Below are 12,352 nucleotides of genomic sequence, written 5' to 3' on the forward strand. Positions count from 1 at the left end.
TATTGCCTGGTTATTTTTTTTGTGTTAAATGATGCTGTCAGTCAAGCTCCAACTGGACATAAAAGAACCCAAAGACAAGCCCTATGAAAAATAGGCTTGTCCAAACATAAAAGAACGATTAATTGTCGAAATTATTTGTAAATTTATCAATACTTCTGCATAGGATAGAGTAATCCCCGTTTCACTTCATGGGATACGTGCAGATTAGACAGTCAACATAGTGTATGCAGGAAAATGAAAAAATGTGAAAAAAATTAAGGAGGGGAATAATTTGAGTCAAATGGATAATCATCAGTTTGTCATTTCCAAGGAAGATTGGGCCCTCCACCGCAAAGGTCACGATGATCAACAAAGACATCAGGAGAAAGTACAGGATGCCATCCGCAATAATCTACCAGACTTGATCACGGAAGAAAACATTGTCATGTCCAATGGCCGAGACGTTGTCAAAATCCCGATTCGTTCGTTAGATGAATATAAAATTCGTTACAACTACGATAAGAATAAACATGTCGGGCAGGGAGACGGCGAGAGTCAGGTAGGGGACGTCATTGCAAGGGACGGCTCGCAGCAACAGCAGGGTCCTGGAAAAGGTCAAGGGGCCGGAGATAAAGCCGGTGAAGATTATTATGAAGCAGAAGTATCAATGCTTGAGATTGAAGAAGCCTTATTCAGCCAATTGGAGCTACCGAACCTGAAGAAGAAAGAACAGGATGTCCAAACCGTCGAGCATATTGAGTTTAACGATATCCGTAAAACAGGCCTAATGGGGAATATAGATAAGAAGAAGACGATGATGTCTGCCTTTAAGAGAAATGCCATGAAAGGAGCACCAAGCTTTCACCCGATCTTCACTGAGGATCTTAAGTTCAGAACATGGAATGAAGTATTAAAGCCGGAATCGAAAGCCGTCGTATTAGCGATGATGGATACGAGTGGCAGTATGGGAGTATGGGAGAAATATATGGCAAGGAGTTTCTTCTTCTGGATGACCCGTTTCTTACGCACGAAATATGAAACCGTTGAGATTGAATTTATCGCTCATCATACGGAAGCCAAAGTCGTATCCGAAGAGCATTTCTTCTCGAAGGGAGAGAGTGGAGGAACCATCTGCTCGTCAGCTTACCGCAAAGCGCTGGAGCTCATAGATGGCAAGTATCCTCCAAGCCGATATAACATTTATCCATTCCATTTCTCAGATGGGGATAATTTGACGTCCGACAATGTGAGATGCGTCAAGCTTGTAGAAGAATTAATGAAAGTTTCCAGCATGTTCGGATACGGGGAAGTGAATCAGTATAACCGTCATTCCACGCTGATGTCGGCCTATAAAAATATTAAAAATGACGATTTCCGTTACTACATCCTGAAACAAAAAGCCGATGTATTCCATGCCATGAAGAGTTTCTTCCACAAGGAGCAGGAAAAAGCATTCGCGTGAGAAAAACCAGCCGATGAGGCTGGTTTTTCACTGTCATCTACAAATATGATTACATATGAAAATAGTAGGCAGTTTTAGTTTCTAAGTGTTAAAATAGAAAGAGATTTCTTAAAACATTCTATAAACGGTGAGGTTTATCATGACAAGTGAAAGTCAAGAAATTCAACAACTAAAGCAAGAGATAAAGGAATTGAAAGAACAGCTGGCTCAATCTGAGCAGTTGATCATGGACATCTCAGCCCCCATCATCCCGTCCATCGTTCCTGAAACCATATTAGTCCCTATTACTGGAAGGCTCAGTCCCGAGCGATTTGAAATGATTATCTCAAAGATATTGGACGTGTCATATGGAGGTGACATCAATACCATCATTGTGGACTTCTCTGCGGTATCAGAGAAGGAAGTTGGTGAAATTGATATCTTCGGCACTTATATTGATAACATGGCCAAGGCCATCGGCTTAATGGGGATTGAGACCCTCTTCGTTGGCTTTACCCCGTCCCTCACTCAAGTGATGATAAATTCAGGAATTAAAGAACTGCAGGGAATCAAAACGTTCCTGACATTCCGTACAGCACTTCAGTATTTGATGAGGGAGAAAGATATAGAATTTCAGAAAGTCGATCAATAAAAACCAGCCCAAAAGGTTGGTTTTTATTTTATTCTTTAACTGTAATGACCTTCGTACCATCCGTTCCCCCTATAATTAAAAGGTCTGTCATATCGGTGAAAAGACCGGTTTCCACCACGCCTAATAGTTGTTTTAGTTGAGTGTGGAGGGGAGCAGGCTGGTGAATGGTTGAAAAGTGGCAATCTACAATATAGTTTCCGTTATCGGATACGAAAGTTTCTCCATCTTTTTTTCGTAAAATGGGTGTCCCCCCTAAGCTTTCAATGGCTTTAACCGATACTTCCCATCCAAAGGGAATCACTTCCACCGGGAGGGGAAAGGATCCGAGCCTCGAGACTAATTTCGATTCGTCGACGACGACAATGAACTTCTTCGTCAAGGAATCGACAAATTTTTCCCTTAAAAGGGCGCCTCCTCCCCCTTTTATCAAGTTGAACTCAGGATCCACTTCATCTGCACCATCAATGGAAATGTCTAACTCACTGACTTCAGAGAAGCTGGTCAAGGGAATCCCGGCTTTTCTAGCCAACTTCTCTGTTTCAGTAGAAGATGGAATGGCCTTGATTTGTAATCCTTCTGATACAAGCTCCCCTAATTTCTGAATCGAGTAGTATACGGTCGTTCCGGACCCGAGACCGACAATCATCCCGTCCTGTACATATTCTGCTGCTTTTTCTCCGGCCTGTTTCTTTTTCAGGTTATCCACATAATCGCTCCTTTCGTTAATGATAATAGTTTTACTAAGCATTCTATACTAGAATAAACATGAAAGAAAGAAGGAGAGATCGTATGATAAGATTCGGTGTCATTGGAACCAATTGGATTACTGACCGCTTTATACAAGCGGCAGAAAGAGTGGAGGGATTTCATTTAGAGGCTGTTTATTCAAGGAAGGAAGAACGGGCGAAAGCATTTGCTGAAACACATAGTATCAACCGTTGTTTTACGGATATACAGGAGATGGCAAATAAAGAATATATTGATGCCGTCTATATAGCCAGTCCGAATTCTTTTCATGCAAGACAGGCAATCACATTTATGAATAATGGCATTCACGTATTGTGTGAAAAGCCTTTGGCTTCGAATGAAAAGGAAGTTCAGCAAATGATTGCGTCTGCAAAGGACAACAATGTACTACTGATGGAAGCGGTCAGGACTACTTTCCTGCCTAACTTTCACGTCTTGAGAGAGAAACTTCCTACACTGGGTGTCATAAGGAAAGTCAATGTGAGCTGCTGTAAATATTCTTCAAGGTACGATGCCTATAAAGAAGGCAGGGTATTGAATGCGTTCAACCCGGATTTTTCTAATGGAGCCCTGATGGATTTGGGTGTATATTGCCTTTATCCCATGATCGTTTTATTTGGAGAACCAGAGGAAGTAACGGCAACTGGGATCATGCTGGATTCAGGTGTTGATGGTTCTGGAACAGTCATCATGAAATACGATGAAATGGAAGTGGTGTCCACTTTCTCGAAGATTTCGAATACGCACATCCCTACTGAAATCCAGGGGGAAGCCGGAACCGTCACCATCGATCAAATAGGTGAGTTCAGTAAACTGACGTTTTATTATCATAACGGAGAAAAATCTGTTTATACTCAAAAAGAGGACTTCCCTCACATGTATTATGAAATCAATGAATTTGTTTCCATCATCAATAATGGTGAGGAATACGAATCTGCCATTAATTCTTATGAGCATTCTCTAATCACCTCGAGGGTGATGGATAAAGCGAGAAAGCAGACTGGATTGGTATTTCCGGCAGATCGTATTTGATGGGTCGTGATGCTCATTGAGTGACTGAGAAAAGGGAGAGAGCCTATGAAAAAGGTATTAAAATGGACAGTGATTCTACTTCTGGCGGTGATTATTGTCGTTTTTCTGGCATTTTATATTTGGTCAGAACAAACGTATTCAGCCACGGAGAAATTGACGAAGACAGTCAAAATAGAGGAAGACCCGTTGATTGAAGAAGAAAATGATTGGCTTGTTTTTAAAAGTGAAGATTCAAATGGGAAAGGCGTAATACTTTATCCCGGAGCAAAAGTGGAAGTGGAGGCTTATGGGTATATCGGTAAGTCTTTAGCCGATAAGGGATACACCGTCGTCATCCCCAAGATGCCCTTTCATATCGCTTTCTTCGGAATGAATGAAGCTGAAAAGATTATCAGTGATTTCGATGAAAAGCTTGAGTGGTATCTGTCCGGTCACTCGTTGGGAGGTGTGGCCGCGGCATCGTATACCTATGATCATCAAGATGAGGTGAAAGGTGTCATATTCCTGGCGTCCTATCCAACGAAGTCAGCGGATTTCTCCAAGGGGGATATGCGGGTCCTCAGCATATATGCAGAGAACGATGGTCTCACAACAGGGGATGACATTGAAAAAAGTAAGAAGTTATTACCTTCTAATGCTGCCTTCCATAAAATTGAAGGAGGCAACCATGCGGGGTTCGGTGTTTACGGTCCTCAAAAAGGTGACAAGAAAGCGAGTATTTCCGTGTGGAAACAGCAGGATGAAATCATACAGGTGATGGATAATTGGATGAGGGAGAACTAACCCTTATCGTGCCGCTTGAGACAAACTCAAGCGGCCTTTTTTGATCCCCGAATAAAGGATAATGGACGTGGCAGGTCGTATATGTCATGGTGAAGGGAGAGATAGAAATGGAGTTTATATATGTATTAAAGTTGATTCCACGCTTGTATCAAGAAGAAAATTGGACGGCCGTGGATGAAGGAATTGTGCAACGTCATTTCGAACGGCTGAAAGAATTGACGGACAGCGGGACAGTGATCCTTGCAGGCAGAACATTAAATGAAGAGGAAAATGCCTTTGGAATCGTAGTGTTTGAAGCAGACGACGAGAAACAGGCAAAAGCATTCATGGAAGAGGATCCCGCCGTGAAAGAAGGCATCATGACAGCCGAACTATTCCCCTATCGGGTGGCTCTTCTAAGAAAAAATCAACATGTCATAGACTAGGAGATAAAGAATGGAAAAGTGGATTCAAGAACTATTTACAGAGGATGTATTAAAGGATGCAGCTTCACGTTTCGGCTGTGGCACAAGTCACGCAAAGAAGCTTGGTGATTTCGAAAACTATGTGTATGAGGTGCACAGGGGAGAGGTTCCCTATATCCTCCGCCTGACCCACAGTTCCCATCGTTCCAAAGAGGAAGTGGAAGCTGAGTTGCATTGGATCAATTACTTACATAAACATGGGGTGAATGTTTCACTCGTGAATGATTCAGAAGCAGGAAATCTAGTAGAAGTCCTGGAAACGGGGGATACACGTTTCTTTGTGTGTTTATTTGACAAAGCTCCGGGTGCTCCTGTGAAAATCAATGACCCGTTATTTAATGATGTACTATTCTATAAATGGGGAAAACTCACAGGGCATATGCATAGGGTCACCAAAGGGTACAAACTGGATGAAAACAGCCGTAAGCGATGGGATTTGGATGACGTTCTGGATTACGAGAAATATCTGACGTCAGAGGAAGACAGGGATATCATTGAAAAAGGCCGTCTTAACAAAGAAACGATCAGGGGCTTCGATGAAACATCTGATAGCTTTGGACTCATTCATTCAGATATCCATCCGGGAAACTTTTTCTATCACGATGGTGATCTTCATGTATTCGACTTTGATGACAGTACACAATTCTATTTTGTAAGTGATGTAGCGATTCCGCTGTATTATTCGGTATGGTGGAAGTTCAGGAATGAATCCCTTGAAACCCGCAGTGAATTCGGTGAAAGATTCCTCACTGCGTTTCTTAAAGGATATAAAACAGAGTGTGAAATCGGAGACGAATGGATCAAGCGCATTCCCCATTTCCTGCTTCTCAGGGATCTGACCCTGTACTCCGTCTTCCATAAGAAATGGGATCTATCTCATTTATCGGAAGGTGAAGAGTCATTGTTGTCTCAAATCAGGAAACGATTGCACCACGATGAACCGATCGTAGACTTGGATTATGAAGAGATCCTCACTGACGTAAGGACAACATGATATGGGCTTTATTGATTACCGGAGGCATCATCGGGGGAATGGTCAGGCTGATGAAGTCGACATTCAAGAGTGGATACGGAATGTCGGATGACCTGTTTGAGAAGCCGGAGTATGTGAAAACGTGCATTCATTGTCATAAGAAAGTTCCAAAGGATTATTCAAAGTCCCTCTGTCCCCACTGCGGGAAGCTGGTGGAATGAGGAAAGACTTAAAGGTGTCGGCCTTTAAGTCTTTTTTTTATATGGAAGGGGGAAACATTTATTTGAGGAAGAAAGTTTGGTATGATGCTAAAGACTGTTTCATACAATTAAGAGGTGATTGAAATGAATAAAACCATAGGATTCATTGGATGCGGAAATATGGCAAAGGCCATTATGGGAGGCATATTGCAATCAGGGCTCGTAGATGAACGTTCGGTTCGTGCAAGCGCCCGGACAGTAGACACCATTGAGAGAGTGGAAGCACAATTCGGGGTGAAGGCGACGAAAGACAACCAGAGTGTAGCGGCCTTTTCAGATATCGTCTTCCTGGCAGTGAAACCTGATCAATACTTGGAGCTGATCGAAGAAATCAGAGATGCTCTGAAAAAGGATGCCATCATCATTACGATTGCAGCCGGAATCACGATTGATTGGATGGAAGAGCAGATTTCCCCTTCTGCCAAAATCGTACGGACGATGCCGAATACACCATCTCTTGTAGGGGAAGGAATGACGGCATTCTGTGTGAATGGGAATGTGGACGATAAGGACCTTGAAGCTGTGCAAGCAATCCTCGAGAGCTTCGGTAAAGCGGAAAAGGTGGATGAAAGTATGATGGATGCCATCCCTGCCGTAAGTGGATCATCCCCTGCATACGTGTTTATGTTCATCGAAGCACTTGCCGATGGAGCGGTCCTACAGGGCATTCCGAGGAGTCTTGCGTATCAGCTGGCATCACAGGCCGTGCTTGGTGCTGCAAAGATGGTCCTTGAAACCGGTTCTCATCCCGGAGAGCTGAAAGATGCTGTTTGTTCACCCGGTGGAGCAACGATTGAAGCAGTGGCAGAACTTGAGAAACATCAGTTTAAAGGAGCTGTATTATCGGCCATGGAAGCATGTGGGCGAAAATCGAAATCGTTGGGAGAATAAGGCCAGACAGAGGTGCTTTTAAATTCATATAGGTAAAAAAATAAAAATTTTTAACTTGATATTTGTACATACAAATGAGTATATGTTATTATTTGTACATACAAATAAGGAGTGAGAAAATATGAAAACATTAGTATTGGTTGGACACCCAAACATTGAACAATCCAGAATGAATAAAGCCTGGGCGGATCGACTTGAAAAAGAAGAGAACGTCACTGTCCGTCATTTATATAAAGAATACCCCGACATGAAAATCGATGTAGAGAGAGAACAAAATCTGCTGTTAGAACATGACCGCATCGTCTTTCAATTTCCTTTTTTCTGGTACAGCACACCCGCGATTTTAAAAGAATGGCAGGATAAAGTACTTGAATTCGGTTGGGCATACGGTTCGGCGGGGACTAAGCTACATGGGAAGGAATTTCTGGTTGTCACATCAACTGGTGGTCCTTCCGGTGCTTACCGATCAGGAGGCTTTAATCATTATTCCATGAGTGAACTTCTGAAACCATTACAGGCAACCGCTAACCTGACAGGGATGAGATTCTTACCTAGTTATGTGGAGCATGGCGTCAGGGTATTAAATGATGAAGAAGTCGATGATTCTGCCGAAAAAGTGGCCGGTTATGTGGTGGATGAGGATTTGAAGAGAGGTCGATAGGGCGGGGGGATATGAAATCAAGTATGGTATGTGATTTAATGGTAAAAGACGCGTTGACTAGGAAAATGACGCAATTATCATAAGAAATGACGCAATCACCAACCATAATGACGCAAATCGTTCTGAACATATCTCCCTTTAAAATGAATGATAGGACTGACACGGTGAATATCATTGAAAATAGCATTCTCCAAGAATCATTAGTGTTATAAAGGGCAGTTTTCCCTTAAAAGCCCATGAATTGGCGCGCTAATGAAACGTAATGAGTCTTCCTCACTTATTCTAGAGGTCCGTCCCTCTATAAAAAAACTGCCTCAGTAGCAAATCTACTTTGGCAGTTTTTTTAATAGGTTCTGAATTCTACTGTGATGATGGCTGTGACGGATATCTGGCCGGGCTGGACGGCTGTATTTTCGTCGGCTGCTTTTAGATAGGCGGCGTTCATGAAAGGAACTGGCGCGGGACGGGATTGTTCCGTAATGGATTTTGGTTGTGGATTAAGCTGCTGATTTGATTGGCCTGATAATGTGAGTGCCTTTTGATATGCCTCTTGATAGGCTAAAGCGAGAGCCTGTTGGTAGGTTTCAATGGGATTCGACTGGACGAATTGAATGTTTTCTATTCGATTTGCTCCACTCTTGATAGCATCATCAATGATCGTTCCTACATTTTCTATTGATTTAACAGTGACCTTGAATACTTGTCGGACTTCATAACCGGTGAACGTTTGTTTCCCATCCTCAAAATTGTATTGTGGAAATACTTGATAGCTGGAGGTCTGGATATCCTGTTGCTGCACGCCGTTGTTTATAAGGGACTGAACGACCTGGCTTGATAGTTGCTGATTCTTACTTTGAGCAACTTCAAGCTCTTTATCATTCGTCACAATACCTATTGATACGACGGCTTGATCAGGCTCCACATATAGTGTATGTTCCCCACTTACGGTTATGGTTCCATTGGATTGTTGGGATCTATAGTATGGGTAGGAGTGCATCCCGGAACCTACACACACGTAAAGGATTCAATTTTATCCAGATCGATGCCGAAGTAAACCCAGGTGAACCCGATCCATCTCCATCCAGCAATGGAGCGGCGTCCGACAAAGACGGGGTAGAACCAGAAGGAATCTCTTCTCAGCCATATATAGGTGTACCGGAATAAGCATCTTCTTATGGCGCCAGGATCGACTGCAAATACACCGGGTCCACCCTGCGTCCCTTGAAGTGACGTCTTTTGCGGTTGGAAGTTCGGTGGTGGGCCGGGTGGTGGTTGATTTTGTCCGCCCTGCCCGCCAGAAGGGGGTGGTGAGCTTGGCGCACCTTGGCCTCCGCCAGGAAATCCGGGCATGCCAGGGAAACCTCCTCCACCACTGCCTTGACCGCCTCCTGGAAATCCGGGGATACCCGGAAAACCTCCTCCGGACCCCTGTCCTCCACCAGGAAAGCCGGGAAATCCGCCGCCGGATCCTCCGCCAGGCAAGCCGGGGAATAATTGTCTGTGATCGTACATAGAAGAACCTCCTCATAAAGAATTCTCTTTATCTTATGAGGAGGAGGAATGGGCGTGCGTGTCTGATTCATCAGACCTGGTGATGAATCAGTATGATTCCATCGCTGTTTTCATTACGTTTTTCAACGTTTCTGCTGAATGGATGAACTGCGCTTTTTCTTTTTTATTCAAGGGGAGTTCGACGACTTTACGGATCCCCTCCCGATTGATGATGGCAGGGACACCGATGAAAATATCCTCCTGATCATACTCTCCTTCGAGGAGTGCTGATACGGTAAGGATGCTGTTTTCATTATTAAAGATCGCTCTGGTAATCCTGGCAAGCCCCATGGCGATGCCATAATAGGTGGCCCCTTTACGTTCGATGATATGGTAGGCAGCGTCCCTGACATTCACAAAGATGTCTTCGAGTTCTTGTTGGACAGTTTCCTTATTCATATCGATCAGTTCGTTTAACTGGCTTGCACCTATGGTTGCATGACTCCATACAGGGAATTCTGTGTCACCGTGTTCTCCCATGATATAGGCATGGATGTTTCGTGTGTCAATATCAAAGTGCTCTCCCACTAAGTAGCGGAGTCTCGCGGTATCAAGAATAGTCCCGGATCCGATTACTCTTTCTTTCGGCAGCCCGGAAAACTTCCATGTGGCATAGGTCAAGATGTCGACAGGGTTTGTCGCCACCAGGAAGATCCCGTTGAAACCACTCTTCATGACAGAGTCTACAATGTTCTTAAAGATCTTTACATTCTTTTCGACAAGGTCCAGACGGGTTTCACCGGGCTGCTGGTTTGCCCCGGCAGTGATGACGACCAAATCAGCATCTTTACAATCACTGTAATCCCCTGCAGAAATCTTCATTGGAGAAGCAAAAGCGAGACCGTGATTTAAATCACGTGCATCCCCGTCGGCTTTTTCTTTATTCAAATCGATCATGACCAGCTCGTGGGCAATTCCCTGGTTAAGAAGAGCGAAGGCATAGCTTGAGCCAACCAAACCTGTACCGATTAAAGCTACTTTGTTTGTGCATTTGATTGTCATACGTCATCACCTATCCACTAATTATTTTGTTTTATCCAGAAAGAATGGATCCTGCTGGATAAACAGATGATTCCAGAAATACGTTAACATGTATATTGTGAAATACTTCACAATATGATCATAACATGTTTTACATAAATATTCTATTCTTAAATCATCTTATCACACATTTATGTGAAATGTTTCACAAATATGTCATATAGAGAGGGACGGACCTTGATTCCTAGGACCTGGTCCTAGGAATCAAGGTCCGTCCCTCCTAAAAGAAGGGTTTTTTCTTGTTTGTGATGAATGTATAGGGGAAGAGGTGTGTGAATGGAGGTGTGTGTATGAATGTGATAAGTGGGGCTTTGAATGTACGTCCGTTGGAAGATAAGGATAAGTACACGCTTTCGAGGTGGTTATCGAATCCGGAGGTGTTGGAATTTTATGAAGGCAGGGACCGTCCTTTCACTATACAGTTGGTGGAGGAGAAATTCCTTTCGGACAGGGGTGTCATGAGCTGTCTTGTGGAGTATGAAGGGAATGAAGTCGGTTATCTTCAGTATTATCAGCTTGATCATGAAACGATGATTCGTTACGGATATACCAATCTCGATGAGGTGATTTACGGTACAGATCAATTCATTGGTGAAACGGAGTATTGGAACAAGGGAGTCGGGACACAGCTCATCCGGGCAGTGGTAGAGTATTTGCTGCAGAAGGAAGGCGTCCACCGCCTGGTGATGGATCCGATGACATGGAACACAAGAGCGATTCGCTGTTATGAGAAATGTGGATACAGTAAGGCAAGAATATTGCGGGAGCACGAGCTCCATGAAGGGAAATATCATGATGCCTGGTTGATGGAGTTCATTCCCGAGTAACTGGGAGTTTAAATATGAAAAAGCAAATAGAATAAGCGGTTGCTTTAAGAGAGACAGGTAAATACGAAGCTCCCATAGAAAGATGGAGGGCACTGATCAAACTGGAATTGGGAAATGGGTTCTAAAAGGGATGTACTTATTATGAAGAAGCCCTTCGTTTGGGCGTGGACGCAAAAAACATGCAAGGTGCCTATCTTGGTTTAGGAAGTACATACAGAATGTGGGGAAATGTATGCCGAGAGTCAAAAAGTATTTCAAGTTGGAATCCGGCCATTCTCTGATAACCATGCAGGGAAAGTCATTTATTCTATGACTTTGTATAATTTGAGGGAGTATTAGAAAGCCATGGACTTTTGGACTTAGTATTGATAAGTGTAAGTCAAACTTCTCATGATCCTGACATCAAAGCCTTTCAGAAGGGAAATTCTTACTATGGCAGCCGCTTAGAAGAAGTGTGGACTCAATAAAGATGAAAAATCGGAAAGGGAACGATATGAAAACCTATTTATATTTAGTCAGGCACGCACATTCTGTTTATACCCCTGATGAACTGAACAGGCCGTTATCAGAACGGGGCATGCAAGATGCACATAAACTGACAAATAAGCTGAAAAATGAACAAATCGAAGTTGTTTGTTCCAGCCCGTATAAAAGAGCTGTACAAACCGTGGAAGGGTTGGCGAATAACCATGACATTCTCCTCGTTGAGGGATTTAAAGAGAGGTTATTATCTTCACATCCTGTTGATGACTTTGACGCAGCCATTACAAAGGTTTGGGAAAACCCCTCCTTTTCGTTTAAAGGGGGAGAATCGAATCTCTTTGCCCAGGAAAGAGGGGTAAAGGCCATATTGGCATTGCTGGAAAAATATAAAGGGAAAAGGGTGGCCATCGGTACACATGGTAATATCATGACGCTTATCATGAATCATTTTGATAAGCGATATGACTACTGTTTTTGGAAAGAACTTGAAATGCCGGATGTGTATAAGCTTACCTTCGAGCAAGACAAACTATTGAATGTAGAAAAAGCTGTGTGAGAATCTCACGC

General features: G+C 43.2%; 15 protein-coding genes. 11 read left to right on the forward strand and 4 right to left on the reverse strand.

Features of this window, described 5'->3' with window-relative positions; genetic code table 11:
• The first annotated feature begins 280 nt into the window (after window positions 1-280).
• Entirely contained in the window at window positions 281-1,441 is a 1,161-nt protein-coding gene (gene yhbH / locus SLH55_RS07440; RefSeq protein WP_408015259.1) for a sporulation protein YhbH, read from the forward strand.
• A gap of 139 nt (window positions 1,442-1,580) precedes the next feature.
• Complete coding sequence (locus tag SLH55_RS07445) at window positions 1,581-2,072, forward strand: STAS domain-containing protein (protein WP_219165821.1); 492 nt, start codon at window positions 1,581-1,583, stop codon at window positions 2,070-2,072.
• Window positions 2,073-2,100: 28 nt separating this feature from the next.
• Here SLH55_RS07445 and rpiA read toward each other — a convergent pair whose 3' ends face one another.
• Complete coding sequence (gene rpiA / locus SLH55_RS07450; protein WP_320323110.1) at window positions 2,101-2,778, reverse strand: ribose-5-phosphate isomerase RpiA; 678 nt, start codon at window positions 2,776-2,778, stop codon at window positions 2,101-2,103.
• An 83-nt stretch (window positions 2,779-2,861) separates the two neighbouring features.
• Between rpiA and SLH55_RS07455 the strand changes: the two genes are divergently transcribed.
• The 7 genes from SLH55_RS07455 (at window position 2,862) to SLH55_RS07485 (ending at window position 7,883) form a co-directional block, all read left to right on the forward strand.
• Entirely contained in the window at window positions 2,862-3,851 is a 990-nt protein-coding gene (locus SLH55_RS07455; protein ID WP_320323111.1) for a Gfo/Idh/MocA family oxidoreductase, read from the forward strand.
• 45 nt (window positions 3,852-3,896) lie between these two features.
• A complete protein-coding gene (locus tag SLH55_RS07460; protein ID WP_219165823.1) occupies window positions 3,897-4,634 on the forward strand; it encodes an alpha/beta hydrolase in 738 nt (245 codons plus the stop codon).
• A 107-nt stretch (window positions 4,635-4,741) separates the two neighbouring features.
• Window positions 4,742-5,059: a YciI family protein gene (locus SLH55_RS07465; protein WP_219165824.1), complete on the forward strand. Its 318-nt coding sequence runs from the start codon at window positions 4,742-4,744 to the stop codon at window positions 5,057-5,059.
• A 10-nt stretch (window positions 5,060-5,069) separates the two neighbouring features.
• Window positions 5,070-6,092: a phosphotransferase enzyme family protein gene (locus tag SLH55_RS07470; RefSeq protein WP_320323112.1), complete on the forward strand. Its 1,023-nt coding sequence runs from the start codon at window positions 5,070-5,072 to the stop codon at window positions 6,090-6,092.
• On the forward strand, window positions 6,089-6,292 hold the full coding sequence (locus SLH55_RS07475) for a hypothetical protein (RefSeq protein WP_320323113.1): 204 nt from the start codon (window positions 6,089-6,091) through the stop codon (window positions 6,290-6,292). The genes SLH55_RS07470 and SLH55_RS07475 overlap by 4 nt, the downstream gene beginning before the upstream one ends.
• 123 nt (window positions 6,293-6,415) lie before the next feature.
• Complete coding sequence (gene proC / locus SLH55_RS07480) at window positions 6,416-7,222, forward strand: pyrroline-5-carboxylate reductase (RefSeq protein WP_320323114.1); 807 nt, start codon at window positions 6,416-6,418, stop codon at window positions 7,220-7,222.
• Between the two features lie 121 nt (window positions 7,223-7,343).
• Window positions 7,344-7,883 (forward strand): NAD(P)H-dependent oxidoreductase, encoded by a 540-nt coding sequence (locus SLH55_RS07485; protein WP_320323115.1) that lies wholly within the window; start codon window positions 7,344-7,346, stop codon window positions 7,881-7,883.
• 343 nt (window positions 7,884-8,226) lie between these two features.
• On the opposite strand, the gene SLH55_RS07490 is transcribed toward SLH55_RS07485, so the two are convergent.
• The 3 genes from SLH55_RS07490 to SLH55_RS07500 form a co-directional block, all read right to left on the reverse strand.
• On the reverse strand, window positions 8,227-8,880 hold the full coding sequence (locus tag SLH55_RS07490; protein ID WP_320323116.1) for an SIMPL domain-containing protein: 654 nt from the start codon (window positions 8,878-8,880) through the stop codon (window positions 8,227-8,229).
• 8 nt (window positions 8,881-8,888) lie between these two features.
• Window positions 8,889-9,395: a hypothetical protein gene (locus SLH55_RS07495; protein WP_219165830.1), complete on the reverse strand. Its 507-nt coding sequence runs from the start codon at window positions 9,393-9,395 to the stop codon at window positions 8,889-8,891.
• Window positions 9,396-9,482: 87 nt separating this feature from the next.
• On the reverse strand, window positions 9,483-10,436 hold the full coding sequence (locus SLH55_RS07500; protein WP_219165831.1) for an L-lactate dehydrogenase: 954 nt from the start codon (window positions 10,434-10,436) through the stop codon (window positions 9,483-9,485).
• A gap of 329 nt (window positions 10,437-10,765) precedes the next feature.
• Between SLH55_RS07500 and SLH55_RS07505 the strand changes: the two genes are divergently transcribed.
• Both SLH55_RS07505 and SLH55_RS07510 read left to right on the forward strand, forming a co-directional pair.
• Window positions 10,766-11,302, forward strand: coding sequence for a GNAT family N-acetyltransferase (locus SLH55_RS07505; RefSeq protein WP_219165832.1), 537 nt, complete (start codon window positions 10,766-10,768; stop codon window positions 11,300-11,302).
• 469 nt (window positions 11,303-11,771) lie between these two features.
• Entirely contained in the window at window positions 11,772-12,341 is a 570-nt protein-coding gene (locus tag SLH55_RS07510) for a histidine phosphatase family protein (RefSeq protein WP_320323117.1), read from the forward strand.
• The last annotated feature ends 11 nt before the right edge of the window (window positions 12,342-12,352 follow it).

The sequence above is a fragment of the Rossellomorea sp. YZS02 genome (genome assembly GCF_033963925.1).
Classification (GTDB): Bacteria; Bacillota; Bacilli; order Bacillales; family Bacillaceae_B; genus Rossellomorea.

Coding starts and splice junctions, on each gene's coding strand:
- yhbH (WP_408015259.1), top strand. CDS start 281: ATGGATAATCATCAGTTTGTCATTTCCAAGGAAGATTGGGCCCTCCAC.
- SLH55_RS07445 (WP_219165821.1), top strand. CDS start 1,581: ATGACAAGTGAAAGTCAAGAAATTCAACAACTAAAGCAAGAGATAAAG.
- SLH55_RS07455 (WP_320323111.1), top strand. CDS start 2,862: ATGATAAGATTCGGTGTCATTGGAACCAATTGGATTACTGACCGCTTT.
- SLH55_RS07460 (WP_219165823.1), top strand. CDS start 3,897: ATGAAAAAGGTATTAAAATGGACAGTGATTCTACTTCTGGCGGTGATT.
- SLH55_RS07465 (WP_219165824.1), top strand. CDS start 4,742: ATGGAGTTTATATATGTATTAAAGTTGATTCCACGCTTGTATCAAGAA.
- SLH55_RS07470 (WP_320323112.1), top strand. CDS start 5,070: ATGGAAAAGTGGATTCAAGAACTATTTACAGAGGATGTATTAAAGGAT.
- SLH55_RS07475 (WP_320323113.1), top strand. CDS start 6,089: ATGATATGGGCTTTATTGATTACCGGAGGCATCATCGGGGGAATGGTC.
- proC (WP_320323114.1), top strand. CDS start 6,416: ATGAATAAAACCATAGGATTCATTGGATGCGGAAATATGGCAAAGGCC.
- SLH55_RS07485 (WP_320323115.1), top strand. CDS start 7,344: ATGAAAACATTAGTATTGGTTGGACACCCAAACATTGAACAATCCAGA.
- SLH55_RS07490 (WP_320323116.1), bottom strand. CDS start 8,880: ATGCACTCCTACCCATACTATAGATCCCAACAATCCAATGGAACCATA.
- SLH55_RS07495 (WP_219165830.1), bottom strand. CDS start 9,395: ATGTACGATCACAGACAATTATTCCCCGGCTTGCCTGGCGGAGGATCC.
- SLH55_RS07500 (WP_219165831.1), bottom strand. CDS start 10,436: ATGACAATCAAATGCACAAACAAAGTAGCTTTAATCGGTACAGGTTTG.
- SLH55_RS07505 (WP_219165832.1), top strand. CDS start 10,766: ATGAATGTGATAAGTGGGGCTTTGAATGTACGTCCGTTGGAAGATAAG.
- SLH55_RS07510 (WP_320323117.1), top strand. CDS start 11,772: ATGAAAAATCGGAAAGGGAACGATATGAAAACCTATTTATATTTAGTC.